This is a genomic window from Micrococcus flavus (assembly GCF_014204815.1).
Lineage (GTDB): Bacteria > Actinomycetota > Actinomycetes > Actinomycetales > Micrococcaceae > Micrococcus > Micrococcus flavus.
Map to the genome: position 1 here is coordinate 1,210,613 of NZ_JACHMC010000001.1, position 25,502 is coordinate 1,236,114.

Sequence of the window (25,502 nt, forward strand, 5' to 3'; positions counted from 1 at the left end):
CGGCGCTCAGAGGTGCCGGTAGACGTCCTCGAGGCTGATGTCCTTGGCGATCATCAGGGTCTGCAGGTGGTACAGCAGCTGCGAGATCTCCTCGGCGGCCTCGTCCTTGGTCTCGTACTCGGCGGCCATCCACACCTCGGCGGCCTCCTCCACGATCTTCTTGCCGATCGCATGGACGCCGGCGTCCACCTGGGCGACGGTCCCGGAGCCCTCGGGGCGCTCCTGCACCTTGCGCGTCAGTTCCGCGTACAGCTCGTCGAAGGTCTTCACGGGACCACCCTAGCGACCCGGCCCCTCCAGCCCGGACCGCAGACGGTCATTGTGACGGGCGGGACGGCGGGGTCTTCGCCACGCGCTGCACCCGCGAGCCCACGTGGGACGCCCCGGCGACCCAGCATCCTCCCCTGACATGTCTGCACGCTCCTCCTATTCCATCGGGGGCTCGAGCGCGAAGCACCGCGGCTCCAGGACGAATCCAAGAGACTCGGTCATCCTCCGGGCGGCCGCCCGGGCCCACCGCGCCAGATCCATTCGGCGACGCACGCATCCATCTCGTCGACTTCCCGAGCCCCCCCAACCTAGGCTCCCGGGCATGGAGATCACCGCCGGGCGGCGCGGCCGCGCCTACGTCGCCGACTGGGAACAGGGATGCTGCGGCGAGCGGGTCCTCCTGGGAGAAATCGTCGACATGGTCCTCCTCCCCTTCTCGGATGAGGACCAGGATCCCCCGCTCGGACCCGTGGACTGGATCATGACCCACCACGATGACGGCGACCCATCCCGCCCCGCCCACCGAGTAAGCGCCCGGCTGCAGCGGGTGCAACAGATCCACTCCCGATGGCGGGTGGCATCGGGCAACGCGGTGGAAGGCGTGGAATGGGAGCGGGCTCCCGGTGCTGCGCAGCTCGTGGAGAGGGCGCGGCTGCCCGGCAGAGCCGATATGTTCAGCCAGGTCCCGGAGGAGCCCGGCGCCGCAGGCATGTCCCTTTTCCCCCTGGCCCCAGGGGCCCCGATGCTCTCCTCCGAGGCCAGTTACAGCCCCGTGCTCCCCGAGCCGCCCGGCCCTGACGGTTGGCTCCTGGACCTGGAGATCCTCGCGGACCTCGGCCCGCAAGCCGAATGACGGGCCGCCATGCTCGCCCAGACGCGAACCGGTGCACCGCCGTGCGGGGCGTCGGCCGACTCCCACCGGGGCTGACCTGCAGGTCCCCGTCAGACTGTCCCACCACGTCATAGACCCTCCGACACTTCTGTCCAATAGCCCGGGCCGGGACCGTGACTGACGTGATGGCCTTGTGGGCGGACAGGGTGTGTAACGGGGTATACCCGGCTGGACGCCTAGGGCGTGTCTGATAATGCTTCGAGGGTTTGGCTAAGGCCCTGGACCCATTCTCAGACACGCCCTAGGTCGCGGGCGAGTACCGCCGGGTAGCTCGGGCCCTCGAGGAGTGTCATGAGGATGCGGGGGCGGGTCGGGTCGGCCATCGCCCGGCCCAGCCGGTTCATCACGTCCAGCCGCGAAGCAATAGTCAGCATGCGCTGACCATACAGAACCTGCTGACCTCTCGTGTGTGGCTCCCGCTGCTGATATCTGCATAGGTGTATGGTCGTGGCATGAGTGTGACGCCGTCGGATTCGTGTCAGGTCACCGCCGTCCATCCGGAGAAGGTGGCGCTGACCCGGGAGAGGATCCCCGACGAGCGCGAGGCCGGCAGGTTGGCCGGGCTGTTCAAGCTCCTGGGGGACCCGCGCCGTGCCCGGGTGCTGTATGCGTTGCTGGAGGCCGGCGAGCTGTGCGTATGTGACCTGGCGGCGTCGGTCGATGTCGCGGAGGCGTCGGTGTCCCAGGTGCTGCGGGTGCTGCGTACCGCTGGGGTGGTCGAGAACCGCCGGGAGGGGCGGATGGTGTACTACCGCCTCGCTGACGGGCATGTGCGGATGCTGCTGGACGTCTCCCGTGAGCACGCCCGCCACGAGGGGCAGGGCTGATGGGGGCGGGACACAGCCATGCCCCGGCGACCGGGCATGCCGGTGGCCGCTACCGTCGGCGGCTGGCGGGGGCGTTCGCCCTGACGGCGGGCTTCTTCCTGATCGAGCTGGTCGCGGGGCTGGTGTCGGGGTCGTTGGCGCTGCTGTCGGATGCCGGGCACATGGCTGCCGATGTGGTGGTGCTGGGTGCGGCGCTGCTGGCGACGCGCATCGCGAGCCGGCCGGACTCCACGGGGCGACGCACCTATGGCTCCTACCGGGCCGAGGTGTTCGCCTCGGCGTTGGCGGTGCTGGCGATGCTCGCGGTCGGGGTGTACGTGGTGGTCGAGGCCATCAGCCGGCTGGGCGACGCGCCGGAGGTGGCCTCCGGCGCCATGCTCGCGGTCGGCTTCGCCGGCCTGGTGATCAACATCATCTCCATGCTGCTGCTGCGCAGCGGGGCCAAGGACAGCCTGAACGTCAAGGGCGCCTACTACGAGGTGATCGCCGACGCCGCCGGGTCGGTGGGTGTCATGGTCGCCGGCGTGCTGATCATCCTCACCGGCCAGCCGATCTGGGACGTCGTGGTCGCGGCGCTCATCGCGGTCTTCGTCATCATCCGGGCGGTGGTTCTGGGCAGGCAGGTGATCGCGGTGCTGGGCCAGCACGCCCCGGAAGGGGTGGACCCGGAGGACGTCGCCGGTGACCTGGACGCGGTCGAGGGGGTGGAGGAGGTCCACGACCTGCACCTGTGGACCCTGACGTCGGGGATGAACGTGGCCACGGCCCACCTGGTCGCTGACCAGGGCGCGGACCACGGCGCCGTGCTTGCCGGCGCGCGCCGGGTGCTGCGCGACCGTTACGGTATCGCCCATGCCACCTTGCAGGTGGAGGGCGCCGGCAGCGACGGCTGTCACGACCTGAGCTGGTAGCACTCGGCACGGAAGCCCGCTCGCGAGAGCCGCACATGCTTGAGCAACGTCTTAGGAGCGCGCGATGACCGCGAAGCACGGCAAGGGCCCCGGGCCGGACGAGGGCCAGCGGCCGGCCCGGCGCGGGGTGGTGCTCACCCTGCTGGGGATCGGTCTGGTCGCCGCGGCTTACGTGGTGACGATCGTGGTCATGGTGGTGCGGTGACGCGGCCCAAACGGACCGCGGCCTCATGGCGGCGCCGCAAGGCGGTCATCGCGTCGTCCAGTGCTGTCCTCGTCGGGTCGAGCACGTAGAGGTCGTGAAGACGTCCAGATATAGGCCTGGGACGGGAGTTCTTGCATCGACTGAACTCCCCGGTGGTTGCAGGTCCGATACGCAGGGGTGCCAGTAAGTAGGGCTGATCGGCGCCCATTTTCTTGTCTCGCGCCCCGGGGCGAGGCGGTCCCCTATCGGTGTCCCTGTGTGCGGGGCAGGTTCACGCCGCGCAGCAGGAGAGCTTGGCGATGTCGGTGGTGAAGGCCTGTGCGGTGAGCTTGAGGCCTTCGGCCATGGTCAGGTAGGGGCTCCAGAGGTTGGCGACCTGGCTGGTGGTCATGCCGGCCTCGAGCATGTAGACCCCGGCGGCGGCGAGGTCGCCGGCGTCCTGGGCCAGGGCGGTAATGCCGATGATGCGGCCGGTGTCGGCGTCGGTGACCATCTTGATGAACCCGCGGGTGTCGCGGTTGACGATCGCGCGTGGGACGTGCGCGAGTGACAGGACACGGCTGTCGTAGCGGATCCCGGCAGCGGAGGCCTGCCGTTCGGTCATCCCGACGGCGGCCAGGGCGGGGCTGGTGAACACGACCCGGGGCAGGTGGCGGTAGTCGACCTCGAGGCCGGCGCCGGTGAGGGCGTTGTCGGCGACGAGGGCGCCGTGGGCCGCGGCGACGTACACGAACTGACGGTGGGCGGTGACGTCACCGGCAGCCCAGACGCGCGGGTTGGTGCTGCGCAGATGGCTGTCGACGACCACCTCGCCGTGGTCGCCGGTGCGCACGTCGACGGTGTCGAGACCGAGCGTGGCGGTGACCGGGCGGCGCCCGGTGGCGACGAGTACCTCGGCCGCCCGGAGTTCCTGTGAGCCGTCAGTGGTGGTGGCAGTGACCGTGACCTCGCCGGTGGCCGGGTCGCGGCGGACCGCGCTGGGCACCGCGCCGCGGATGATCTGGATGCCTTCGTCCGTGAAGATCTCATCCAGGGCGGTGGACGCCTCGGGTTCTTCCTGGGACGCCAGCCGTGAGCGGACCAGCATGGTGACCCGGACGCCGAGCCGAGCGAAGAGCTGGGCCTGCTCCATCGCGACGTAGCCGCCGCCGATGACCAGCAGCGACTCCGGGACGTGGTCCAGTTCCATCGCGGTGGTCGAGGTCAGGTAACCGGCCTCCTGCAGGCCGGGGACCGGCGGCGCCCAGGGCCTGGAGCCGGTGGCGATGAGGTAGTGTGCGGCCCGGACCGTCTCCACCGTGCCGTCAGGGCCGGTGACGCGCAGTGCCGGCTCGCTGGGTGTGCCGACGAACGTGGCGTCCCCGGGGTGGAGATCCCATCCGTACTCGGTGGCCAGGTCCAGGTACTTCTCGCCACGCAGTGACCCGACGAGCCGATCCTTGCCGGCGATCAAGGCGGGCATGTCGACCGGCCGGACTTCGGGGAGCGGCAGGCCGGGGAACCGGGAGGCGTCGAGTGTGACGTGGCGGGCCTCGGCGGTCGCGAGCAAGGCCTTGGAGGGCACGCACCCGGTGTTCACGCAGGTACCGCCGACGGTGCCACGCTCGATCATCACCACCCGTCTGCCGAGGTTGGTGGCGCGGATCGCGGCCGCGAACGCCGCCCCACCGGACCCGATCATTGCCAGGTCATACGACCTGCTGTTAGCCGTTGCCGTCATGAACTCCTCCTTCATCGCCCTCAGGATCGACCTTCCAGTGCACTGGAAGGTCAAGGGGGAGAATGAGTGGCATGCGGATCGGTGAGGTGGCTCGGGCGTCGGGCACGACGAGCAAGACCCTGCGGTACTACGAGGAGGTCGGGCTGCTACCCGCCGCGGACCGCACCCCGGCGGGCTACCGGGACTACGGCGCCGAGGTGCTCGACCGGCTGGACTTCATCCGCCGGGGGCAAGCGGCCGGGCTGACCCTGGCCCAGATCGGTCAGGTGCTGGACATCCGCGACCGGGGGCAGGCCCCCTGCCGGCACGTCACCGACCTGCTCGACACCCGCCTTGATGTGATCGACCGGCAACTCGCCGAGCTCGCGCAGCTACGCACCACGATCGCCGACCTGCGCGAGGACGCCGCCGCCGGCGACCCGGCCACGTGCTCCCCCGAGGATGTCTGCCGCTACCTGTGACACCGAAGTTCACGGGCCCGTGGCAGCGCATGGCGGCCCACTCTGTTGCGTTGGGGTGTTAGACCTTTCGCAACGGTTCTGTTGCGCGGGGTGCACCCTATCGCGACGCCTATTCCTCCGGCCTGCCGTCGGCCGCTGTCCCGGTGAAGGATCGGCTTGCGGAACGTGAGCCTCACTCGCAGCGCCCTCTTGCCCGCGTGCTTGGAGGCCGCCACTGAGCTCCGACAGAACCCCGCCATATAGCGGCGCAAGCCACACCGAGAGACGCGCCCCCGCTAAGGACGGCGATGGGCCACTGCCTTTATCGGTCGTTTCTGGCGTGGTTCCCAGACGCCTCCGGCAGTCTCCCCAAGTTGCCTGCCAGACGGCCGAAGACTGGCCTCAATCAGTTCGCCACAACACCGGCCCCAGCAGGGTTTGTGGCAGACGTCTTTCAGCCTGCCCACGTTGCGCAGTGAACACGGGGCCGGCAACCAGGGCGCTCAGGGGTTCTCAGCCATGGAGGGGCAGGCGTCTCCGATGGCCTGGAGGATCAGCTCAGACCCTTCGGCCTGGCGCACCGGTCAGGGCATCAGGTGCGCGCGGACCAAGGCTTCAATGACCGCGGCCTGGCTGGGCGTTGCCGGGTTCGTTGCGGCCTCTCGACGCACCGCGTCGCGGATCGCTTCGGGCACCCGCACGTTCAGCGCCACGGTCGGCGCCCCCCGCCGGGCCAGGGGCGCATACCCGCCGGCCGGGTCCGAGGCTGTTGCCGGTGCTGCGGGGATCACCGCTCCGGGGGCCGGGGTCTGGGGGGCCGGGGTGGGCTTGCGTCGCTGTGCTCGCAGGCTCAGGTCGGGTTCGGACTGCTTCTCGTTCATGCGGTGATCCTTTCGAAGATGAGGCCGGCCAGGTCGGCGTAGGCGGTGGCGACGGGTTCGCCCTTCTCGTAGCGGCCCAGCCAGTCGCAGGCCAGACGTGCCTTGGGGACGATGGAGCGGGCCGGCACCAGGGGAGTGAGCAGCAACCCGGTCTCGCGCAGCTCCTCGACGGCCACGGTCTGGTCCTTGGGGGTGATGTGATCCTTGTAGTCCGAGACGACGATGCCCACCTCGGTGAGCCGGTCTACAGCTCCCAGCAGGGCCATGGACTGTTTGAACGCGGCCACGCTCTGGTGGTCGATGACGGGCCGTGGATGCCGCGAGCGAGACGAAAGGGCGGGGGCTTCGCGCTCCGCCTCTATCGTCGGGTCCCCGCGCCCTCCGGCCGACCCCATCCATGACGGCGAGCGGCTGCCGGCGTTCCGGACGGGCACGGCTGACAGGCCTGCGCTCACCCCCACCGGCCCCTGGGACAGGGCCCCATCAAGAGCAGCCGACTCGCCAGGCCGCCCCGCCCGGCCATCCTCAGTGCCGCGGCGTGACCGAGCGCAGCGCGATCTCGGTGAGCACGGCGGCCTCGAGGGCCTCCCGGCCCTTGTCCTCGCGGGAGCCGGGCAAGCCGGCGCGATCGCGGGCCTGCTGCTCGGTGTCCACGGTGAGCACGCCGAAGCCCACGGGCACGCCCGTGCGCACCGACACCTCGGTGACGCCCTGCGTGACGGACTGGCAGACGTACTCGAAGTGCGGGGTGCCGCCGCGCACCACCACGCCCAGGACCACGACGACGTCGAACGACCCCACCAGCCGGGCCGCGGCCACGGACAGCTCCACGGTGCCGGGCACACGGACCAGCGTGGGCTCCAGGCCGAGGTCGGCCGCGGCGGCCTGCGCCCCGGCGATCAGGCCGTCCATGATCTCGGTGTGCCACTGGGCGGCGACGATCGCGACGCGCAGCCCGGCGGCGGCCTGCGGGTCGAGGGTGACGGTGGGGGCTCCTGCTCCGCTCATGGGGTGTCCTCCTGGGTCGGGGTGGTGGGGGTGCTGGGGGCGGCTGGGGTCGCCGGGGAGGCGTCCCCGAGGTCGCGGCCGGCGAGGTCGTGGTCCATGCGGTCCCGCTTGGTGCGCAGGTAGCGCCCGTTGTGGGCCGTCACGGGGGTCGGGGCTGGGACGCGGTCGACGACGTCGATCCCCGCCGCCCGCAGGCCCTCCGCCTTGGCGGGGTTGTTGGTGACCAGGCGCACCCGGGTGATGCCGGCGTCGCGCAGGACGGCGGCGGCGCCGTCGTACTCGCGGGCCTCGGCGGGGAACCCGAGCGCGAGGTTGGCCTCGACCGTGTCCAGGCCCTCCTCCTGCAGCCGGTAGGCGCGGACCTTGTTGGCCAGGCCGATGCCGCGGCCCTCGTGTCCGCGCAGGTACAGCACGCCGCCGCCGTGGGCCGCCGCGTCCGCGAGCGCGGCGTGCAGCTGGGGGCCGCAATCGCAGCGCAGGGAGCCGAAGACGTCGCCGGTGAGGCACTCGGAGTGCAGGCGCAGGGTGACGGGGGCGTCGGGGTCGCCGCCGGGACCGGGGGCGAGGAGGAGCACGTGCTCGGCGCCGGTGGCGGGGTCGGGGTGGACGCTGACCCGGAAGTCGCCGTGGACGGTGGGCAGGGAGGCCTCGGCCGGTCCGGGGGTGGCGGCGGGCCGGTGGGCGTCCAGGTGGGCCACGAGGTCCTCGATGGAGATGAGGACGAGCCCGTGCTCGTCGGCGAAGTCGCGCAGGGCGGGCAGGCGCATCATGGTGCCGTCGTCGTGGACGAGCTCGGCGATCGCGGCGACGGGCGCGGTCCCGGCGAGCTCGCACAGCTCGACGCCGGCCTCGGTGTGCCCGCGGCGGGCGCGGACTCCCCCGGGCACGGCGCGCAGGGGGAAGACGTGGCCGGGGCGGGTGAGGGCGGCCGGCTCGGCGTCCGGGTCCGCGAGGGTGCGCAGGGTGACGGTCCGGTCGGCGGCGCTGATGCCGGTGGTGACGCCGGCGGCCGCATCCACGGAGACGGTGTAGGCGGTGCCCTTGGGGTCCTCGTTGACAGCAGTCATGGGCGGCAGGTCGAGCCGGTCGGCCAGCTCGGCGGGCAGGGGCGCGCAGATGACGCCGGAGGTGTGCCGCACGGTGAAGGCGGTGACGGCGTCGGTGGCCAGGGCCGCGGCGTAGATGAGGTCGCCCTCGTTCTCGCGGTCGGCGTCGTCCACGACGACGACGGGGCGGCCCGCGGCGATCGCGTCCACCGCGGCCTGGACCGGGTCCAGGCGGATGTCGTCGGGGTGATCGGTGAGGGGCTGTTCGGTGACGTTCACGCGCGGTCCTCCCGGGCGGCGGGGACGGCGGCGAGGCGCTCGGCGTAGCGGGCCATGACGTCGGTCTCCAGGTTGACGGGGTCTCCGGGGGCGAGGTCGGCCAGCGTGGTGGCCTGCAGGGTGGCCGGGATGAGGCCGACCTCGAACCAGTGCTCGACGGCGTCGGGGACGGACACGGCGGTGACCGTGAGGGACACCCCCTGCAGGGCGATGGCGCCCTGCGCGGCGACGTACCGGGCCAGCGCCACGTCGAGTCCGATGCGCAGCGTGGTCCACTCGCCGTGCTCGGTCACCTCGAGCACGGTGCCGACGCCGTCCACGTGCCCCTGGACGAGGTGCCCGTCGAGGTGGTCGGTGGGGCGCAGGCAGCGCTCGAGGTTGACGCGGTCGCCCGGGCGGCGCGCTCCGAGGCTGGTCATCCGCAGGGTCTGGCCCATCAGGTCGGCGCGGAAGCGGCCGTCAGCGGACTCCGGGCCGTTGAGGGCCGTGAGGCACACGCCGTCGACGGCGAGCGAGCCGCCGGCGGGCAGCCCGTCGAGGGCGCCTCCGGCGTCGAGGGTCAGGGTTGCGGTGTCCGCCTCCGGGTGCTCCTCGAGGGAGACGACGGTGCCAAGGTGGGTGATGATCCCGGTGAACATGTCAGTCCTTCGCGGTGGGGGCCAGATGGAACAGGACGTCGTCGCCGAGCGTGCGCACGGGACCGCCCTCGGACGGGTCGGGGGCCCAGCGCAGGCCCTCGGCGAGGGTGCCCACGGGCAGCCCGGCGACGGCGGGCAGGCCCGGCCCCAGCAGCAGCGGGGCGGTGTAGGCGAACACCTCGTCGACGAGTCCGGCCGCGAGCCATGCGCCGAGCACGTGGGGACCGCCCTCGATCAGCAGGTGTCCGGGGCGGGATCCGCCGTGGGGCCACGGACCCGGGTGGGCGGCCAGGGTGGCGAGGACCGCGTGCGGGTCGTGGGAGCGCACGTGGATCAGGTCCGCGCGGTCCGCGAGCGCGGCGCCGGCGGGAAGGTCGCGGCGGCCCTGGATCACGGGGACCGGCTGGACGGTCAGGTCGGCGCCCACGGCGTCGCGGGCGGTCAGGCGGGGGTCGTCGGCGGCGACGGTGCCGGTGCCCACGACGATCGCGTCGACCCGGGCGCGCACCTCGTGGGCGTGGGCGCGGGAGGCGGGCCCGGTGATCCAGCGGCTGGTGCCGTCGGCGGCGGCGGCCTGGCCGTCGAGGGACTGGGCGAGGTGCGCGGTGACCCAGGGGCGGCCGGCGTCGCGGACATGGCGCCAGCGGTCGGTGAGCGCGGCGGAAGCGGCATGGCCGGTGGGGCCGGTGACGCGCACCCCGGCCCGGGCCAGGCGGGCCGCTCCCCCGCCCTCGGCACCGGTGGCGTCGGCGACGGCGTAGCGGACGGCGCCGAGGCCGGCGTCCAGGATGGCGAGGGAACACGGACCGGTCGTTCCGGTGTGGTCGCACGGCTCGAGGGTGACGTGCATGGTGCAGGCGGCGGGATCGACGGCGGCGAGCGCCCGGTCCTGGGCGCGGGCGGCCCGCCAGCGGGTCAGGGCGTCGGCCTCGGCATGAGGGGCGCCGCGGCCGCGATGGTGGCCGACGGCGAGGACCGCGCCATCGGGGCCGCTGATCACGGCACCGACCAGCGGGTTGGCGCCGCGCACGCCCTCGAGGGCCGCGGCGGCGGCGAGGTCGAGCGGCTCGGCGGGGGACGGCGTCGTCGGGCAGGGCTGCGGGAGACTCACCGGGCGACCCCCTCGGCGGGGCCGTCCGGCAGGAGCGTCTCCACGGCGGGCTTCTCCCGGTCCTTGGCGCGCAGCCACACCACGAACCCGGTGAGGGTGAACAGGCCATAGACGGCGTACATGACGGCGGAGGCGTAGTAGCCGCTGCTCCAGAGCAGGGGGACGCCGACGACGTCGACCGCCACCCACACGAGCCAGAACTCGACCCAGCCGCGGGCCATGCCGTAGGTGGCCAGCAGGGAGCCGACGAAGGTCCAGGCGTCCGCCCACACCGGCTCCCAGGAACCGAGGGCGCGGAACACCGGGGTGAGCGCGAGGGTGCCGACCAGCATGCCCAGCGCGAGGAATGTGCGCCCGCCCCCGCCGGCCCACTCCGGGGTGATGGCGGGGGCGCTGGCCGCGCGGCCCCGGCGGGCGGCGTTCCAGCGGGCCCAGCCGTAGACGGAGACGGCGATGAACATGATCTGGCGGCCGGCCTGGCCCAGGAGGGTGGCGTGGTCCGCCCCGCCGAACAGGGACGCGAGGAAGACGGTGAGCAGGATCAGGTTGCCGAGGATGCCCACGGGCCAGGCCCAGACCTTGCGGGCCATGCCGCCGAGGGCCGAGGCGAGGCCGAAGACGTTGCCGACCACCTCGCGCATCAGCAGGCCGCCGCCGGCCACGGGGATGGTCCAGTTGAACAGGTCGACGAGCCAGTCCACGGGAGCGGGTCTCCTCCTCGGATCGGTCTCCGAGGGGTGCGCTCCGGGGCCCTGGCTGCGCCGGGGCGCGTGCAAGGGCTCGGCCGCGTGCCTCTCCCATCCCGACTGTACGGTCGGCACCGGAATTCCACCGGTCAGGCCGCGGACCCTGACCCTCGGGTGAGGGCGGGACGCGCGGTTAGCGGGCTGTCACCGCCGGTGCGGACTTCCACCGCATCTCGGAGCACGTTGCTTGCCAGCGAGTATGTCACGGCTCGGGATCGAGGCTGAGCCCGGCCACGCCGATCCGATCGAGACATGCGAGGAGCTCCTCCTCGTCCTGGGTGAGCCGGTCCAGGACGGCCTGGACCCTCTTCAGTGCCGGCCGTGTCCCGTAGGCCATGAACACGTTGGCCTCCCCATCCAGCTCCACCCGGCGCACCTCCGCCGGGAAGCCCAGCTCCAGGATCCGGTCCCAGGTGTGGCCCGCGTGCTCCAGGCCCCGGGACTCGAGCACTGGAGTGGCCGGCACCGGCTGCATCGGCATGGTCAGCACGTACGTGCGCTCCTCCAGCCTCTCGATCGAGGCCACGCTCGAGCCCGTCACCAGGCGGGACACCGGCACGACCGCCGGTCCGCCCCCGGCGAAGACCTCCCCGGCCAGGCCGGCCGAGACCAGCACGTCGACAACGCTCGCCAGCACCTCCGCCGAGGAGCACCACCACGCCAGCAGGGCCACGGCGTCCTCCACCGCCTCCCGCGGCCCACGCACCACCGTGGCGGAGTCCTCGCAGGCGATCCGCACCCCGGCCTCGGGCAGACACGGCCACCGCACGGAGAACAGCCCCGCCCAGAACACCCCCGGGTCCGTCACGCCCATCCGCTGCAGCAGGCCAGCGATCTCCTCGCTCGGGGCAGGCAGGACAGCGCGGACCACGTCGGCCGTGGCGTCCTCCGGTGTCACCGTGACCGCCTCCAGGGCGGCCACCCTGATGCGCTTAGCAGGCCGGGTCGTCTGCGTGTGCAGGGCGCGGGCGTCGCGCGGCCCACGAGCGGCCGGTCCGAGGGCAGCCTCCATGAGCCAGTGGTTCGCCTTGGGCTCGCCACCCCAGTTCACCTGCGCGATCCCCGCGGCCGCGTCCCACACCGCCTGCGGCAAGGGAACCTGACGGACATCGAAGACCTGCAGATCTTTGACGGGAGACGAGACCAGGAGCTCCTCCAGGGCCAGGCATTCGCGGACCCCGTCCACCATCACTTCCTCCAGGGCGGGGGCCTTCAGGCCATGGAGGCTCACAATCGGCAGCAGCGCCCAAGATACAGTCTTCACAGTCGGAAGTCTGGGCCAGACTGTGGCCGCTGGTAGGCCGGTTCCCTGCCACACCTGGAGATCCCGGATGTGGAATCTGGCCAACCCACCGATGTGCTCCGGCCGCGCGTAGCGCAACGTCAAAGACCTCAGTTTCCGCAGTCGCGCCCACTCATGGAGGTGCTCGCTGGTCCTGCCCTCGAGGCTCCACGTCCGCGGGAAGGTCCGATCCGAGGGGTGTGGACCGATCGGTCCCTCGAAGACGAGCATCCGCGCCCATGTCAGATCCCCGATCGGGACCCCGTCCCACGACCCCGACTTCTGGACCTGGATGTACCCGTCGGAGTCCGACCACGCGGTCATCTCAGCCTCCTCGTCACGCCGCATTGTGCTGGCGTCTCGCGCCGTCGACGCCGTCATTCTCGCGACTCAGCATCCTACTCGATGCGCAGGAGCGATCGGTGATAGAAGCGGTCAGTGATAGATGGGAAACAGGAGATACGAGACCCCATAGAACACCATCTTCTGCGGGAGATAACTGAGGAAGACTTCGTGGTAGTGCCGGGAATCAACGTCCGCCCTGTCCTTGTCGTATGTCAGCAGTTCCGCGCCACCCCGTGCGGCATCCGCGGCGCGGTCCACTCGGAAGAATGACGTGATCAGCACGAGGAGGGACATCCAGTTCAACCAGAGCAACCAGTCCAGCGTCTTCGAGGGGCGACCGAGCATCTCTGAGGCAGAGCCGCCCTGCCAGACACCGTCGACCGCCTCCCACGCGAGTTCGTCGATCATCGTCACGTTGTAGAGGAAGGAGAGCAGGTAGAACCCGCCGATGATCCAGAGGAGATCCGTCAGTCCGGCTGACCTCTTCAGGACCACCCAATTCAGCAGCACGAAGGTGGCGAGCAGGGCACAAGCGATCACGACGGTCACGTCGTCCTCGCCAAGGGCCGATCCTGATCTGCCATGTCATGGCTTCTCGCCCCGCCTCCACGCCCGTCGGCCTCGGCCGCGCTCATCGGATCCGCTCGAACTCGATGCCCTCGGGCCCTGAGAAGACCTCCGGAGGAGGCGCCGTCTCCAGAAGCCCCCGGTGCCGCGCGATGCACTCGAACAGGACCGTCACGAATCCGCCTGGTGACATGTCCCCCTCCTTGTCAGAGGTGTAGGTCACCGCGCTGTAGACGGCGTCCCCGCAGTGGATCTCGAACAACACCGCGTCCCCATAGGGGCCGTAGATGGCGGCACGCAGGTTCGGCCCCCACTCCACGACGAGGCCGTCACACCACTCCTCACCGAAGGTGTCGGCGAAGACCCCGGTGTACGCCGCAGTGACGCCGTCGACCTCAGAGGTGATCAGCTCGTGGAGCGGCTGACCACCGCCTGCCCCGCCCTTCGACTTCAGCACACGGGTCGAGGCCGCCCCTCCTTGGTAGCGGCTCCAAGGCCGACGGGACATCGCCATCCCGGCTCAGCCGGCGACGGCGTCGCGCGCCAGGGCGCGCAGCCCGGCGATCGCGGCGTCGGGGTCGTCGGCGCCGAACACGGCGGAGCCGGCCACGAAGACGTCCGCCCCGGCCTCGGCGGCGCGCAGGATCGTCTCCCGGTTCACGCCGCCGTCGACCTGGAGGGCGATCGGGGCGGGGGCGCCGTCGAGGGCCTGCCGGGCCCGGCGGATCTTGGGCAGGGTCACGTCCAGGAAGGACTGCCCGCCGAAGCCGGGCTCCACGGTCATCACCAGGAGCATGTCCAGCTCGGGCAGCAGGTCCAGGTACGGCTCGATCGGGGTGGCCGGGCGGACCGCCATGCCTGCCTTCGCCCCGGCCGACCGCAGGGTGCGGGCCAGCAGGACGGGCGCACGGGCGGCCTCGGCGTGGAAGGTGACCGACTCGGCGCCGGCCTCGGCGTAGTCCGGGGCCCAGCGGTCGGCGTCCTCGATCATCAGGTGGATGTCCAGGGGCAGGTCCGTGGCGGCCCGGATCGCCTGCACCACCGGCAGCCCGAGGGTGAGGTTCGGCACGAAGTGCCCGTCCATCACGTCCACGTGGACGGCGTCGGAGCCGGGGATGCGGGCGAGCTCCTCGGCCAGGCGGGCGAAGTCCGCCGAGAGGATCGAGGGGTGGATGCAGGCGCTCATGGGGCTCCTCCGGACGGTCGGGCGTGGGGTGCGGTCAGACGGGTCGGTCAGTCGATCGGGGCGCGGAACAGCGCCAGGAACATGGCGTCCGTGCCGTGCCGGTGCGGCCACAGCTGCGCGGTGTAGGCGGTGACCGGGTCCGTGCCCTCCGGCGCGGTGAGGCCGAGGTCCGCCAGCGCCACGTCCTGCAGGGCCGCGGCGGCGTCGAGTTGCTCGAGCTCCGGGTGGCGCCGGGCCAGGTCCTGGACCTGGACGATCGTCTCGGCGACGTGCGGGGAGCACGTCACGTACGCCAGCACGCCGCCGGGGGCCAGCACCCCCACGGCGGCGTCCAGCAGCTCCGCCTGTAGACCCGTCAGTTCCGCAAGATCCGCGGGCGTCCGCCGCCAGCGGGACTCCGGGCGACGGCGCAGCGCCCCCAGGCCCGTGCACGGGGCGTCCACGAGGATCCGGCCGAAGCCGCCGGCGGGGGCGTCGTCGGCGATCGTCCGGCCGTCCCCGGTGCGCACCTGCCACGCCGTCTCCGGTACGCCGGCCAGGGCGGAGCGGACGAGCTCGGCGCGGTGCGGGGCGACCTCGTTGGCCAGGACGGTGGCCCCGCGCTCGGCCGCGAGCGCCGCCAGGAGCGCGGCCTTGCCGCCGGGGCCCGCGCAGAGGTCGAGCCACCGGCCGTCGGCGTCCCCGGCGCGCGTCTCGACGGCGGCGAGGGCGCGGGCGGTGAGCTGGGAGCCGACGTCCTGCACACGCAGGACGCCCTCGCGCAGCCCGGCCAGGCGGCCGGCGTCGCCGCCGTGGTGCAGGGCGGAGCCGGGGGCCAGCGGGCCGGGCTCGGCGCCGTCGTCGATCGCGGCCTGCAGGGCCTCGGCGCCGCCGGGCACGGGCAGGCCCACGAGGTTGACCACGGGGGCGGCGTTGTCGGCGGCCAGCAGGGCCTCGAGCTCGGCGTCACGGTCCTCGGCGCCGGCCGTGGAGGGGTGTCCGGCCAGGGCCTGGCGCAGGGCGCGCACGATCCACGCCGGGTGCGAGTGGCGGACCGCGCGGGCGGCGTCGCCGCCGTCCTCCGGGGCGACGTCGGCGAGCCAGTCCTCGAGGGGCCGCTCGGAGACGCGGCGGAGCACGGCGTTGACGAACCCGGAGGGGCCGGCGCCGATCTCGGCGCGCACGAGCGCGACGGTCGCGTCGAGGGCGGCGTGGGCGGGCACGCGCATGTGCAGCAGCTGGTGGGCGCCGAGGCGCAGGGCGTCCAGGACGGGGGCGTCGATCGCGTCGAGCGGCCGGTCCACGCAGCGAGCCAGCACGGCGTCGTAGAGGCCGAGGCCGCGCAGGGTGCCGTAGGCGAGCTCGGTGGCGAAGCCGGCGTCGCGGCGGTCCAGGCGGGCCTCGCGGATGCGCCGGGGCAGGACGAGGTTGGCGTAGGCGTCCTCGGCGTGGACGGCGCGGACCACCCGGTAGGCGGTCAGGCGCGCGGGATCCGCCTGGCGGGTGCGCTGGGAGGGGGCCTGCGCGGTGCGGTGCCGGCCGGCGCCGGAGCGGCCGCGGTGGCGCTGGCGTCCGGCGGCGTCGCGGCGGTCCTCGTGGGGCCCCCCGCCCCTCGCCCCTCCGGACCGGCCGCCGCCTCGGCGTCGATCACGTCCTGCCGTGCCGTCCTGCGCGCTCATGCCTGCTCCCCTGTCCTGGTGTCCGTGGTGGCGGCCCGGCGGCGGGCGGCCTCCGCCTGCGCCTCCTGATGCTCCTGCAGGGCGTCCCCGCCGAGCAGGGCCATGGGGGCGGGCAGGCCGCGCAGCCAGTCGGCGGCGGCCATCTCCTTCTTGCCCGCCGGCTGCACGCGGCCGAGGCGGACCGCGCCGCCGCGGGTGCGCAGCCATCCGGAGCCACCGGTGGAGACCACGGCCCCGGGCGCGGATTCGGCCAGGTCCGCGGGCCATGCCTCGTCCCCCTCAGCCACGGGCAGCACCCCGGCGAGCTTGAGGCGGACGGGGGTGGCGTCGTCGTCGGTGTCCGCCAGAACGAGCCAGCCCCAGGCGCCGGGCTCAGGGGTGACCCCGTTGATCCGGGCGGCCACGGCGCGCACGTCCTGGGCGGGGTCCACGAGGCCGTCGGCGGCGGTGAGCTTGGCGGCGTGCGTCGGCTCGCCCTCCTGGGGGACGGCGACGGCGGTGCCGGCGGCGAGCTCGGCCAGGACCTGCAGCACGAGCGGGCCGCCGCGCTCGGCGAGGTCGGCGAGGACCTCGCCGGAGGTCTCCTCCGGGCCCACGGGACGCTCGATCCGCGCGAAGACGGGGCCGGTGTCGAGGCCCTCCTCGAGCCGGAAGACGTCCGCGCCGACCGAGTCCACGCCGTCCATCACCGCGCGCTGCACAGGGGCCGCGCCGCGGTAGGCGGGCAGCCGGGAGAAGTGCAGGTTGAGCCAGCCGTGCTCCGGGATGCCCAGCGCGTCCGCGGGCACGATCGCCCCGTAGGCGACGACGACGGCCACGTCCGGGGCGAGCGCACGGACCTGGTCCAGGACGGGGGCGCCGGCCTCGCCCCGCAGGCGGTCGGCCTTGAGGACGGGCACGCCGGCCTCCTCGGCAGCGCGGGCCACCGGGGACGGGGTGAGCACCCGCTTGCGACCCACGGGGGCGTCGGGGCGGGTGAGCACGCCCACGACCTCGTGCTCCGAGCCCAGCAGCGCGCGCAGCACGGGCACGGCGGTCTCGGGAGTGCCGGTGAAGAGCACGCGCAGGGGGCGGGCGTCGGCGCGCGGCTCGGGATCGGGGGTGGCGTCAGGGTGCGGATCGGTCACGGCTGAAGCCTATCGGCGCCGCCGAAGGCGGCGGCCCGGGCGGCCTCGAGGCCGCCGGCGGTCCCCGGCGATGACACCGGGGGCGGGCCGATCACACGCAGGGCGGGGCCGGCGTCGTCCACAGCCTGGGCATGGGTCCAGACCTGGCGGAGCGCCCAGAACTTGTGCCAGTGGCGGGGCAGCGCGTTCGGATTGGCCTGGTGGACGGCCACCTCCGTCTCCCCCAGCGCGACGCCGAGGAGCATCTGCGCGTCCCCATGGGCCCAGGGCTCCCACGTGCCGGCCTCGGCGTCCACGAGGGACTCCTCCGCCTTGAGCCCGGCCGTGAGCTGCATGACCACCTTCGGGTCCAGCGCCTTCACCCGCCCGTCCCGGCCCGTGCCCTTGGTCTTGTAGTCGATCAGGCACAGGCGACCGCCGATCCGCGCGACCAGGTCCAGGGTGCCGGCGTAGCCCACGGTGTGGTTCCACACGGTGATCTCGGCGGCCACGGGCTGGACGTCGTAGAGGTCCCACCACTCGTCGAACCGGTCCGCGTAGGCGCCCTCGCCGTGCTCGATCAGTCGTGCGCGGGCATCCGCCATGGTGTGCGGCCGCCCGAGGGCGCGCAGGGCGACCTGCTCGGCGTAGTCGTGGACGCGGTCCCCGCGCTCGGCCGCGGCGTCCCGGTAGCGGGCGGCGGCGTCCGCGCACTGGCGGGCCACCTGCCTCAGCCGTGCCGGCGAGCCCACCGACTCCGCCAGGCGCGGATCCTGGGCGACGGCGTTCGCGGCCATCCAGCCCACCCAGCCGTCCAGGTCCGTGCGCTCCATGCCGATCACCGTGGTGATGGAGGGGACCTCGGGCAGCCCGGACACCGAGCGCGCGTACATGCGGCCCTGCGGGGTCTGGTGGGCGAGGCGTGGCTGGGTCATGGGGCACCATTCTGGCAAACCCCGGGAGCCCGTCCGGGCCGTCCCGACGCGCGACGGGCCGGCCGATTTGGCACCCGGTGCGCGCATGGTCTAGAGTTCTTTCTCGTTGGAAATCGCGGAGAACGGTCCTGTGGCCGGTGCTGCGAAGCCCATCCTGCGGATGTAGCTCAGTTGGCTAGAGCGCCACCTTGCCAAGGTGGAGGTCGCGAGTTCGAATCTCGTCATCCGCTCGCAAGTCCCCCATCCCTGGTCGGGTGGCCGAGAGGCGAGGCAGCGGCCTGCAAAGCCGTATACGCGGGTTCGAATCCCGTCCCGACCTCGCAGGCCGTTCCTTCGGGAGTGGCGGCAAGCTTGCTTCAGTCCTCGGACTGAGGTCGAGCGCGATTGGCGCAGCGGTAGCGCGCTTCCCTGACACGGAAGAGGTCACTGGTTCGAACCCAGTATCGCGCACGGATGGATCCGTGAGGATCGCATCACGCGGATGTAGCTCAGTTGGCTAGAGCGCCACCTTGCCAAGGTGGAGGTCGCGAGTTCGAATCTCGTCATCCGCTCCACGAGAAGGGCCCCTCCTGACGGAGGGGCCCTTCTTACGTCCGGCCTGCGCTCCGCCCGACGGCGGCGACGCGCCCTCCCCGGGTGCGTCGCCGCCGTCGACGGAGGCCGTGCGGAGCTCCGGCTCAGCGGACTCCGGGGCTCACTTGGCCTCGGACTCGCCCGTCTGCCCCTCGCGCACGAGCGCGGTCATGCGGGAGACGGTGCGGAAGTACTTCTTCATGTACCCGCCGTGCATCATCTCCTGGGTGAACAGCTCGTCGAACGGCACGCCGGAGGCCACCACGGGGACGTCCTTGTCGTACAGGCGGTCCGCGAACACCACGAAGCGCAGCGCGGTGGCCTGCTCGGTGATGGTGCGCACGTCGTGGAAGGCGGCGACGTCCACGTCCTTGACCAGCTCCCGGTAGCGGGACGGGTGCACGCGGGAGAGCATCGCGGTGAGCTCGGAGAAGTCGTCCACGGACAGCACTCCGGCGTGCGGGAAGTTCGCCTCCGCCGTCGGGACGACCTGGTCGTCCGCGAGCGGGGCCGGGGCCGCCGCGAGGCCGCGGTGGCGGTAGTCCTCGCCGTCCACCCGGATGACCTCGAACTGCTCGGCGAGGACCTGGATCTCCCGCTGGAAGTCCTGGGCGGCGAACCGGCCCTCGCCCAAGGAGCCCGGCAGGGTGTTGGAGGTGGCCACCAGGCGCACGCCGGCGTCGGCCAGCTCTCGCATGAGGCGGGACATCAGGACGGTGTCCCCCGGGTCGTCCAGCTCGAACTCGTCGATGCACACCAGGGTGTATCCCTTGAGCACGTCCACGGCCTTGCGGAAGGAGAGGGCGCCCACGAGGTTCGTGTACTCCACGAACGTGCCGAACGCCTTGGGCCCGGGGGCGGCGTGCCACGTGGAGGCCAGCAGGTGGGTCTTGCCGACGCCGAAGCCGCCGTCGAGGTAGATGCCCGCCGGCTCCGCCACGGCCCGCTTGCGCCCGCCGCCGAACAGGCCGCCGAAGAGACCGCCGCCGCCGGACCCGGCGGCCGGGCCGCCGAGGGACGCCGCGAACCGACGCAGCCGCTCCACGGCCTCAGCCTGCGAGGGATGGGCCGGGTCCGGGATGTAGGAGTCGAAGGAGACCTCCCCGAACCGGTAGGAGGGCTGGAAGGCCTCGAGCAGCTGGTCCGCGGAGACCTGCGGGGAGCGCTCGGCGAGGTGGACGATCTGGGGCACGACGGCTCCATCCTGGGATCGACGGCGGGGACCTGCGTCATGCTACCGGGCGTGCGGACATGACCCCCCGTGTCCGGAGTGAGGCCACCCTGACCCAATACGTCCCACCGGTGTGGCGTAATCTGGGCGCCATGACCGACACCGCCGAGAAGTTCTCCCAGTACGCCCACCCCGAGAGGCTCGTGACCACCGACTGGGTGGCCGAGCACGTCGACGACGACGACGTGGTGGTCCTCGAGTCCAACGAGGACACCCTGCTGTACTCCACCGGCCACATCCCCGGCGCCGTGAAGATCGACTGGCACACCGAGCTCAACGACGAGGCCACCCGCGACTTCGTGGGTCCGGAGGCCTTCGCCGAGCTGGCGGCGTCCAAGGGCATCTCCCCCGACACCACCGTGGTGTTCTACGGCGACAAGTCCAACTGGTGGGCCGCCTACGCCCTGTGGGTGTTCACCCTGTACGGCCACGAGGACGTCCGCCTGATGGACGGCGGTCGGGACAAGTGGCTCGCCGAGGGGCGCGAGACCACCCGTGAGGTCCCCGAGGTGACCCGCGGCGACTACCCCGTGCGCGAGCGCGACGACGCCACCGACCGTGCCGCCCGCGAGGACGTCCTCGCCGCCCTGGGCACCACCCCGCTGATCGACGTGCGGTCCCCCAAGGAGTACACGGGCGAGACCACCCACATGGACGGCTACCCCCAGGAGGGCACCCTCCGCGGCGGCCACATCCCCACCGCCGCGTCCGTGCCGTGGGCCAGGGCCGCCAACGAGGACGGCACCTTCAAGACCCGCGCGGAGCTCGAGGCGATCTACCGCGACGAGGCCGGCCTCGGCGAGACCGACGCGGTGATCGCCTACTGCCGCATCGGCGAGCGCTCCTCCCACACCTGGTTCGTGCTCAAGCACCTGCTCGGCTACCGGGACGTGCGCAACTACGACGGCTCCTGGACCGAGTGGGGCAACGCCGTGCGCGTGCCCATCGTCCAGGGCGAGCAGCCCGGCGAGGCCCCCGCGCGCTGAGACCGGCCCGCTCCCCCGCACCCGGACCGACGACGGCGCCTCTCACCTCCGTGGAGGTGAGAGGCGCCGTCGTTCTGGCGGGAGGGCGGGGTCAGGCCCCGGTCACGGTGCGGACGACGCCGTAGACGATGCCGCTGACGGCCACGAGGCCGGCGATGGTGACGAACACGTTCGACAGGGCGCCGCGGTACGGGGCCAGCGCCGGGAGACGGCGGATCGCGTACATGGGCATGAGGTACAGGATGATCGCGATCACGGGGCCGGCGACGGTCTCGATGAGCCCCAGCACGCCCGGGTTCGCGATGGCCACCAGCCACGTGGTCACGAAGATGAACGCGGCGGTGCCCAGACGCAGGACCCGGTCGCTGATGCGGGTGCCGTCCGGGTCCACGGTGGAGCGGACGATGCCGGCCGCGCCCTCCGCGGTGCCCAGGTAGTGGCCGAAGAACGAGGACACGATCGCCAGGATCGCCACGATGGGCCCCAGCGCGGAGATCAGGGGCGCGTCGTGGACGTTGGCCAGGTGGGACAGCACCGGCAGGTTCGCCTCCTTGGCGGCCGCCATCCCGTCCGGGCCCAGGGCCAGCACGCAGGACCACACGAAGAACATGGTGAACACCACCAGCAGGCCCGTGGTGCGGGCCAGGACGGCGGAGGCGCGCGTGGCGGCGGCCGGACCGTACCGGCGCTGCAGGGCGAGCGAGAACTGGGAGATCGCCGGGGAGTGGTTGAAGGCGAACACCAGCACAGGGATCACGAGCCACAGGGACATGAGCACCTCGCCCACCCCCGGGGCGGGGCCTGCCGTCAGCGCGCCCAGGTCCCACGAGGGGATGAGGTACAGGCTGGTGCCGAACAGGATCAGGATCAGCGGGTAGACCAGCCAGCCGGTGACGGCGAGCATGATGCGCTGGCCGGCCACCATCACGGCCATTATGAGGGCGATCAGGACGAAGGACAGGAGCGCCCGCGGCGGGGAGGCCATGCCCAGCTGGTGGACCAGCAGCGAGTCCACGGTGTTGGTGATGGACACGCCGTAGATCAGGACGATCGGGTAGATGGCCAGGAAGTACAGGACCGTGATCGCCATCCCCGGGCCGCGGCCGAAGGACGCGCGGGCCACGGCCGTGATGTCGTCGCCGGCGTTCGGGGAGGCGCACACGAAGCGGGACAGGGCCCGATGCGAGAAGTACGTCATCGGCGCGATCAGCAGCGTGGCCAGGGCGAGCGGCCAGATCCCGCCCATGCCCGCGTTGATGGGCAGGAACAGCACGCCGGCGCCGACGGCGGTGCCGACCAGGGAGACCATCCAGTGGCGCTCGAACGCCCGGTCCGGGCGAGGATCGGCGGGGCTGGTTCCGGCGGGGGCGCCGGCGGTGTCGGACTGGCCTCTGACATGGGCGTTCGTCGCCGAAGGGGAACCGGAGGGAGGCATGCGCGCCAGTGGTAGGAGCATTCGCCGGTGACCCCGGACACGGCCCGGACCCGGCGCGGCGCCGGGCCCTAGACTGGGGCACCATGACCGACACCGCCGTGCCCGCGAACCTGGCCGAGATCATCGACGACTTCGCCGGGGTGCCCGACCCGCAGAAGCTCGAGCTGCTGCTCGAGTTCGCCGACGAGCTGCCCGCCCTGCCGTCCCGCTACGACGGGCACGAGGAGGAGATGGAGCAGGTGGTGGAGTGCCAGTCCCCGCTCTTCCTGGCCGTCGAGCTCGAGGACGGCGCCACCGGCGACGACGCCCCGGTCCGCCTGTTCATCACCGCCCCACCCGAGGCCCCCACCACGCGCGGCTTCGCCTCCGTGCTCTCCCAGGGCCTCGACGGCCTCACCGCGCGGCAGATCCTCGACGTCCCCGAGGACATCCCCTCCCGCCTGGGCCTGCAGAAGGCGCTGACCCCGTTGCGCCTGCGCGGGATGTCCGCGATGCTCGGCCGCATCAAGCGCAACGTGCGCGAGCAGGCCGGGATCGCCTGAGGCCCGTGGCCCGACGCTCCCCCGCCCCCTCCGGCGCCCCCACGCCCGCGGTCCAGGTCCTCCTGGACGCGGGCGTGGCGCATCGGGTGCTCTCCTTCGACGCCGGAGCCGACGCCGCAGGGCCCGGCCTCGGCGTTCAGGCCGCCGAGGCCCTCGGCGTGCCGCCCGAGCGCACCTTCAAGACGCTCATGGTGGCCCTGCCCGACGGCGACCTCGCCGCGTGCTGCATTCCCGTGAGCGGCCGGCTGGACCTGCGGGCCGCGGCGGCCGCCCTCGGGGTGAAGCGGGTGGCGCTGGCCGAGCTCGCCGTCGCCGAGCGGCGCACCGGCTACGTGCGCGGGGGCATCTCCCCGCTGGGCCAGCGGCGCCGCCACCGGGTGGTGGTGGACGCCTCCGCGCTCGCGGGCGGACGCATGTACGTCTCCGCCGGCCAGCGGGGCCTGGACCTCGAGCTGGACCCGGAGGACCTGGTGCGGCTCACCCAGGCCGTGGTGGCCGACGTCGTCGCCGCCTGAGCCGCGCAGGGGTCCGGCGGCCGGGCCGACGGGGCGTCGTCAGCGCAGCAGGGCCGCGATCTCCTCGCCCAGCTGCGGGGCCAGCGTGCGGGCGAACGTGGCGGTCAGGTGGTTGGAGTCGAAGAACACGACCGCCTCCCCCACCACGGGCGCGCACTCGCCCTCGCCGGGGCAGATCAGGTGGGTCAGGTCGATCACATCCCACTCGGGGTCCCGGCCGGCGGCCGCGGTGAGCTCGGGCGCCCCGGAGTCGGCGATCGCCTCCGCCCGGTCGTAGGCGCACGCGGCCGGGTCGTCCGGGTTCTGCTCGAGGCACCGCGGGACGTTGAGCCCTGCCCACGGGGAGTCCTGGACGACCGCGAGACGGCCGGCATGCGGGGCGAGACGACGCCAGGCCTCGGCCATGCCCTCCTCGTAGGAGGGCCCGGAGAGCGTGTCGTGGGAGGCGGCCGTGACGAGGACGAGGTCCGGCCGCAGCCGCTCGGCGACCCCGGGGAGGCGCTCGTTCCACTCGCCGCAGGCGGTGTACTCCTCGCCGTCGTGCTCGGTCACAGCCGTGGACACCCCGCAGGAGGCCTTCGTGTGGGAGACCACGCGCCAGTCGCGCTCCTCCGCGAGGACCTCCAGGGGCGCGGTCCACTGGCTGGCGTGGGAGTCGCCCAGCAGGAGGATCACCGTCTCGGCGTCCGGGTCGCCGAACTCGCACGCCTGCGGCTCGACGTCCGTGTAGCCCAGCTGGCAGCCCTCCAGGTGGGCCGGGGAGCGGTCATCGTCGGCGACGGCCGGGGCGGGGACCATGCGGCCGCCGCCCGCGAGCGCGGCCATGGGGTCCTCTCCGGAAGCCGGTGCCTGGGCGCCGGCGACCTGGACGTCCGTGCCCGGCCGCTGCGGGACGGCGGCGACGCCGGCGGTGAGGACGAGGGCCCCGAGGGCGGCGGAGGCGGCCATGCCCACGCCGCCGCGGGTGAGGGCCCGGCGTCGCCCGGCCAGGACGGGCCCGTGCAGGGCCGGCAGCTCGACGGCGCGACGCAGCAGCCAGGCCAGCCCCACGGAGGCCAGTGCGAGCGTCAGCCCCAGCCACAGGGGCAGGCGGGCGTCGGGGAAGCGCCACGCGGCGAGGGTCAGCACCGGCCAATGCACGAGGTACAGGGAGTAGGACAGGTCGCCGATCCACTGCATCGGCCGGGTGGCCAGCAGGCGGGCCGGATGCCAGGCGGTGGAGCCGTCCTCGTGGGCGCCGGCGAGGATGACCAACGCCGATCCCGCCACGGGGACGGCGGCCACGACGCCCGGGTAGGCGGCCTCACCGGAGATCGCGACCAGCGCCACGGCGATCATCGCCAGTCCGACCCAGCCGAGCCCGGCGCGGACGGCGGCGGGGATCACCGGCAGGACCACGAGGGCCGCGGCCAGGGCGGCGCCGAGGGCCAGCTCCCACACGCGCGTCGTGGTGACGAAGTAGGCCGCCCCCGGGTCGGTGGAGGAGTGGACGGCGGAGTGGACGAAGGACGCCAGCCCCAGCACGCCGGCCGTCAGGAGGACGCGCCGCGCGGCCACGGGCGCGCTGGGACGCCGTCGGACGGGGCCGGACGCGGCGGCGTCGGACCGGCGGCCGCGTCGGATCAGGGCGCCCGCACCGACGGTGACCAGGACCACGAGCAGGGGCCAGAAGAGGTAGAACTGCTCCTCCACGGCCAGCGACCAGTAGTGCTGGTAGGGGCTGGCAGCCTCCTCCTGCGCGAAGTAGTCGGTGCTCTCCGCGGCGAAGAGCCAGTTGACCACGCTCAGGGCGGAGGCGACGGCGGTGGCGCCCAGGCGCGCCCACTCTCCCGCGGGCATCACGAGCATCCCGGCGGCGAGCGTGAGCACCAGGACCACGAGCGCCGCGGGCAGGATGCGGCGGGCCCGGCGGGCGTAGAACTCGGTCAGGGCCACCCGGCCGGTCCGGTCCACCTCCTTGAGCAGCAGCCCGGTGATCAGGAAGCCGGAGATGACGAAGAAGACGTCCACCCCCACGAATCCGCCCGGCACGGCGGTGACGCCGGCGTGGAAGACCAGGACCGCCAGGACCGCCACGGCGCGCAGGCCCTGAATGTCCCCGCGGAAGCGGTGCAGGCCGAGCCCGGGGGTCAGCGGACGGGGTGCGGTGGGCGGGGCCATGGGTCTC

The 25,502-nt window shown here is 73.0% G+C and carries 27 protein-coding genes, 4 tRNA genes, 1 pseudogene and 1 riboswitch; of the genes and pseudogenes, 12 read left to right on the top strand and 20 right to left on the bottom strand.

The window, feature by feature from the left end:
- Positions 1 to 6: 6 nt before the first annotated feature.
- Entirely contained in the window at positions 7 to 270 is a 264-nt protein-coding gene (locus tag BJ976_RS05555) for a phosphoribosyl-ATP diphosphatase (RefSeq protein ID WP_135027713.1), read from the bottom strand.
- 322 nt (positions 271 to 592) lie between these two features.
- Here BJ976_RS05555 and BJ976_RS05560 point away from each other — a divergent pair, with 322 nt between their 5' ends.
- Entirely contained in the window at positions 593 to 1,123 is a 531-nt protein-coding gene (locus BJ976_RS05560) for a DUF6578 domain-containing protein (protein ID WP_135027716.1), read from the top strand.
- A gap of 281 nt (positions 1,124 to 1,404) precedes the next feature.
- On the opposite strand, the pseudogene BJ976_RS11990 reads toward BJ976_RS05560, so the two are convergent.
- Positions 1,405 to 1,536 (bottom strand): annotated as a pseudogene (locus BJ976_RS11990) (ArsR family transcriptional regulator); the annotation flags it as partial.
- 78 nt (positions 1,537 to 1,614) lie between these two features.
- Between BJ976_RS11990 and BJ976_RS05570 the strand changes: the two are divergent.
- The 3 genes from BJ976_RS05570 (at position 1,615) to BJ976_RS05580 (ending at position 3,105) form a co-directional block, all read left to right on the top strand.
- Entirely contained in the window at positions 1,615 to 1,989 is a 375-nt protein-coding gene (locus BJ976_RS05570; RefSeq protein ID WP_135027722.1) for an ArsR/SmtB family transcription factor, read from the top strand.
- Positions 1,989 to 2,900, top strand: coding sequence for a cation diffusion facilitator family transporter (locus BJ976_RS05575; RefSeq protein ID WP_002854089.1), 912 nt, complete (start codon positions 1,989 to 1,991; stop codon positions 2,898 to 2,900). The genes BJ976_RS05570 and BJ976_RS05575 overlap by 1 nt, the downstream gene beginning before the upstream one ends.
- 64 nt (positions 2,901 to 2,964) lie before the next feature.
- The gene (locus BJ976_RS05580) at positions 2,965 to 3,105 is read left to right on the top strand and encodes a hypothetical protein (protein ID WP_002854087.1); all 141 of its coding nucleotides are present in this window, start codon (positions 2,965 to 2,967) and stop codon (positions 3,103 to 3,105) included.
- 271 nt (positions 3,106 to 3,376) lie between these two features.
- Here BJ976_RS05580 and merA read toward each other — a convergent pair whose 3' ends face one another.
- The gene (gene merA / locus BJ976_RS05585; protein ID WP_052520066.1) at positions 3,377 to 4,840 is read right to left on the bottom strand and encodes a mercury(II) reductase; all 1,464 of its coding nucleotides are present in this window, start codon (positions 4,838 to 4,840) and stop codon (positions 3,377 to 3,379) included.
- 56 nt (positions 4,841 to 4,896) lie between these two features.
- On the opposite strand from merA, the gene BJ976_RS05590 reads away from it, so the two are divergent.
- A complete protein-coding gene (locus BJ976_RS05590) occupies positions 4,897 to 5,286 on the top strand; it encodes a heavy metal-responsive transcriptional regulator (RefSeq protein WP_036382791.1) in 390 nt (129 codons plus the stop codon).
- Between the two features lie 563 nt (positions 5,287 to 5,849).
- Here BJ976_RS05590 and BJ976_RS05595 read toward each other — a convergent pair.
- From BJ976_RS05595 to BJ976_RS05660, 14 genes are all read right to left on the bottom strand, one after another.
- The gene (locus BJ976_RS05595; RefSeq protein WP_135027725.1) at positions 5,850 to 6,146 is read right to left on the bottom strand and encodes a hypothetical protein; all 297 of its coding nucleotides are present in this window, start codon (positions 6,144 to 6,146) and stop codon (positions 5,850 to 5,852) included.
- Positions 6,143 to 6,433, bottom strand: a complete 291-nt coding sequence (locus BJ976_RS05600; RefSeq protein WP_229667054.1) for a hypothetical protein — start codon at positions 6,431 to 6,433, stop codon at positions 6,143 to 6,145. Before BJ976_RS05600 ends, BJ976_RS05595 begins: the two co-directional genes overlap by 4 nt.
- 238 nt (positions 6,434 to 6,671) lie before the next feature.
- The gene (gene ribH, locus BJ976_RS05605) at positions 6,672 to 7,154 is read right to left on the bottom strand and encodes a 6,7-dimethyl-8-ribityllumazine synthase (RefSeq protein WP_135027728.1); all 483 of its coding nucleotides are present in this window, start codon (positions 7,152 to 7,154) and stop codon (positions 6,672 to 6,674) included.
- A complete protein-coding gene (gene ribB, locus BJ976_RS05610; protein WP_135027731.1) occupies positions 7,151 to 8,479 on the bottom strand; it encodes a 3,4-dihydroxy-2-butanone-4-phosphate synthase in 1,329 nt (442 codons plus the stop codon). The genes ribH and ribB overlap by 4 nt, the downstream gene beginning before the upstream one ends.
- The gene (locus BJ976_RS05615) at positions 8,476 to 9,117 is read right to left on the bottom strand and encodes a riboflavin synthase (protein WP_135027734.1); all 642 of its coding nucleotides are present in this window, start codon (positions 9,115 to 9,117) and stop codon (positions 8,476 to 8,478) included. Before BJ976_RS05615 ends, ribB begins: the two co-directional genes overlap by 4 nt.
- A 1-nt stretch (position 9,118) precedes the next feature.
- Positions 9,119 to 10,228 (bottom strand): bifunctional diaminohydroxyphosphoribosylaminopyrimidine deaminase/5-amino-6-(5-phosphoribosylamino)uracil reductase RibD, encoded by a 1,110-nt coding sequence (gene ribD / locus BJ976_RS05620; RefSeq protein ID WP_135027736.1) that lies wholly within the window; start codon positions 10,226 to 10,228, stop codon positions 9,119 to 9,121.
- Positions 10,225 to 10,929 (bottom strand): nicotinamide riboside transporter PnuC, encoded by a 705-nt coding sequence (pnuC, locus tag BJ976_RS05625; RefSeq protein WP_184231832.1) that lies wholly within the window; start codon positions 10,927 to 10,929, stop codon positions 10,225 to 10,227. The genes ribD and pnuC overlap by 4 nt, the downstream gene beginning before the upstream one ends.
- Positions 10,930 to 11,013: 84 nt before the next feature.
- Positions 11,014 to 11,159: riboswitch (FMN riboswitch) on the bottom strand.
- A gap of 17 nt (positions 11,160 to 11,176) precedes the next feature.
- Positions 11,177 to 12,238, bottom strand: coding sequence for a hypothetical protein (locus tag BJ976_RS05630; protein WP_229667057.1), 1,062 nt, complete (start codon positions 12,236 to 12,238; stop codon positions 11,177 to 11,179).
- Between the two features lie 453 nt (positions 12,239 to 12,691).
- Complete coding sequence (locus BJ976_RS05635) at positions 12,692 to 13,150, bottom strand: hypothetical protein (RefSeq protein ID WP_135027741.1); 459 nt, start codon at positions 13,148 to 13,150, stop codon at positions 12,692 to 12,694.
- An 82-nt stretch (positions 13,151 to 13,232) separates the two neighbouring features.
- Complete coding sequence (locus BJ976_RS05640) at positions 13,233 to 13,625, bottom strand: hypothetical protein (protein WP_135027744.1); 393 nt, start codon at positions 13,623 to 13,625, stop codon at positions 13,233 to 13,235.
- Positions 13,626 to 13,688: 63 nt separating this feature from the next.
- The gene (gene rpe / locus BJ976_RS05645) at positions 13,689 to 14,354 is read right to left on the bottom strand and encodes a ribulose-phosphate 3-epimerase (RefSeq protein WP_135027748.1); all 666 of its coding nucleotides are present in this window, start codon (positions 14,352 to 14,354) and stop codon (positions 13,689 to 13,691) included.
- A 47-nt stretch (positions 14,355 to 14,401) separates the two neighbouring features.
- Entirely contained in the window at positions 14,402 to 16,012 is a 1,611-nt protein-coding gene (locus BJ976_RS05650; protein ID WP_135027751.1) for an RsmB/NOP family class I SAM-dependent RNA methyltransferase, read from the bottom strand.
- Positions 16,009 to 17,079 carry a methionyl-tRNA formyltransferase gene (locus tag BJ976_RS05655; RefSeq protein WP_135028486.1) on the bottom strand — a complete coding sequence of 357 codons (1,071 nt, stop codon included), beginning with the start codon at positions 17,077 to 17,079 and terminating at the stop codon, positions 16,009 to 16,011. Before BJ976_RS05655 ends, BJ976_RS05650 begins: the two co-directional genes overlap by 4 nt.
- Positions 17,080 to 17,135: 56 nt before the next feature.
- Entirely contained in the window at positions 17,136 to 18,053 is a 918-nt protein-coding gene (locus tag BJ976_RS05660; RefSeq protein ID WP_135027754.1) for a cytochrome, read from the bottom strand.
- A 156-nt stretch (positions 18,054 to 18,209) separates the two neighbouring features.
- On the opposite strand from BJ976_RS05660, the gene BJ976_RS05665 reads away from it, so the two are divergent.
- The 4 genes from BJ976_RS05665 (at position 18,210) to BJ976_RS05680 (ending at position 18,607) form a co-directional block, all read left to right on the top strand.
- A tRNA-Gly gene (locus tag BJ976_RS05665) sits at positions 18,210 to 18,283 on the top strand.
- An 18-nt stretch (positions 18,284 to 18,301) separates the two neighbouring features.
- Positions 18,302 to 18,372, top strand: a tRNA-Cys gene (locus tag BJ976_RS05670).
- A 59-nt stretch (positions 18,373 to 18,431) separates the two neighbouring features.
- Positions 18,432 to 18,503: transfer RNA gene (locus BJ976_RS05675), tRNA-Val, on the top strand.
- A gap of 27 nt (positions 18,504 to 18,530) precedes the next feature.
- Positions 18,531 to 18,607, top strand: a tRNA-Gly gene (locus BJ976_RS05680).
- 140 nt (positions 18,608 to 18,747) lie between these two features.
- Here the strand turns inward: BJ976_RS05680 and zapE are convergent.
- Positions 18,748 to 19,818, bottom strand: coding sequence for a cell division protein ZapE (gene zapE / locus BJ976_RS05685; RefSeq protein ID WP_135027755.1), 1,071 nt, complete (start codon positions 19,816 to 19,818; stop codon positions 18,748 to 18,750).
- Between the two features lie 131 nt (positions 19,819 to 19,949).
- Between zapE and BJ976_RS05690 the strand changes: the two genes are divergently transcribed.
- Positions 19,950 to 20,843, top strand: a complete 894-nt coding sequence (locus BJ976_RS05690; RefSeq protein ID WP_135027757.1) for a sulfurtransferase — start codon at positions 19,950 to 19,952, stop codon at positions 20,841 to 20,843.
- A gap of 91 nt (positions 20,844 to 20,934) precedes the next feature.
- Here the strand turns inward: BJ976_RS05690 and BJ976_RS05695 are convergent, their stop codons facing one another.
- Entirely contained in the window at positions 20,935 to 22,152 is a 1,218-nt protein-coding gene (locus tag BJ976_RS05695) for an SLC5/6 family protein (RefSeq protein WP_135027758.1), read from the bottom strand.
- 209 nt (positions 22,153 to 22,361) lie between these two features.
- Here BJ976_RS05695 and BJ976_RS05700 point away from each other — a divergent pair, with 209 nt between their 5' ends.
- Positions 22,362 to 22,820 (top strand): SufE family protein, encoded by a 459-nt coding sequence (locus BJ976_RS05700; protein ID WP_135027760.1) that lies wholly within the window; start codon positions 22,362 to 22,364, stop codon positions 22,818 to 22,820.
- A gap of 5 nt (positions 22,821 to 22,825) precedes the next feature.
- Positions 22,826 to 23,335, top strand: a complete 510-nt coding sequence (locus BJ976_RS05705; RefSeq protein ID WP_184231833.1) for an aminoacyl-tRNA deacylase — start codon at positions 22,826 to 22,828, stop codon at positions 23,333 to 23,335.
- A 39-nt stretch (positions 23,336 to 23,374) separates the two neighbouring features.
- Here the strand turns inward: BJ976_RS05705 and BJ976_RS05710 are convergent, their stop codons facing one another.
- Complete coding sequence (locus tag BJ976_RS05710; RefSeq protein WP_135027762.1) at positions 23,375 to 25,495, bottom strand: acyltransferase family protein; 2,121 nt, start codon at positions 25,493 to 25,495, stop codon at positions 23,375 to 23,377.
- Positions 25,496 to 25,502 lie beyond the last annotated feature (7 nt).

Coding starts and splice junctions, on each gene's coding strand:
- BJ976_RS05690 (WP_135027757.1), top strand. CDS start 19,950: ATGACCGACACCGCCGAGAAGTTCTCCCAGTACGCCCACCCCGAGAGG.
- BJ976_RS05590 (WP_036382791.1), top strand. CDS start 4,897: ATGCGGATCGGTGAGGTGGCTCGGGCGTCGGGCACGACGAGCAAGACC.
- BJ976_RS05615 (WP_135027734.1), bottom strand. CDS start 9,117: ATGTTCACCGGGATCATCACCCACCTTGGCACCGTCGTCTCCCTCGAG.
- merA (WP_052520066.1), bottom strand. CDS start 4,840: ATGAAGGAGGAGTTCATGACGGCAACGGCTAACAGCAGGTCGTATGAC.
- BJ976_RS05575 (WP_002854089.1), top strand. CDS start 1,989: ATGGGGGCGGGACACAGCCATGCCCCGGCGACCGGGCATGCCGGTGGC.
- ribH (WP_135027728.1), bottom strand. CDS start 7,154: ATGAGCGGAGCAGGAGCCCCCACCGTCACCCTCGACCCGCAGGCCGCC.
- BJ976_RS05710 (WP_135027762.1), bottom strand. CDS start 25,495: ATGGCCCCGCCCACCGCACCCCGTCCGCTGACCCCCGGGCTCGGCCTG.
- BJ976_RS05650 (WP_135027751.1), bottom strand. CDS start 16,012: ATGAGCGCGCAGGACGGCACGGCAGGACGTGATCGACGCCGAGGCGGC.
- BJ976_RS05700 (WP_135027760.1), top strand. CDS start 22,362: ATGACCGACACCGCCGTGCCCGCGAACCTGGCCGAGATCATCGACGAC.
- BJ976_RS05570 (WP_135027722.1), top strand. CDS start 1,615: ATGAGTGTGACGCCGTCGGATTCGTGTCAGGTCACCGCCGTCCATCCG.
- rpe (WP_135027748.1), bottom strand. CDS start 14,354: ATGAGCGCCTGCATCCACCCCTCGATCCTCTCGGCGGACTTCGCCCGC.
- BJ976_RS05560 (WP_135027716.1), top strand. CDS start 593: ATGGAGATCACCGCCGGGCGGCGCGGCCGCGCCTACGTCGCCGACTGG.
- BJ976_RS05695 (WP_135027758.1), bottom strand. CDS start 22,152: ATGGTCTCCCTGGTCGGCACCGCCGTCGGCGCCGGCGTGCTGTTCCTG.
- BJ976_RS05595 (WP_135027725.1), bottom strand. CDS start 6,146: ATGAACGAGAAGCAGTCCGAACCCGACCTGAGCCTGCGAGCACAGCGA.
- BJ976_RS05580 (WP_002854087.1), top strand. CDS start 2,965: ATGACCGCGAAGCACGGCAAGGGCCCCGGGCCGGACGAGGGCCAGCGG.
- BJ976_RS05660 (WP_135027754.1), bottom strand. CDS start 18,053: ATGACCCAGCCACGCCTCGCCCACCAGACCCCGCAGGGCCGCATGTAC.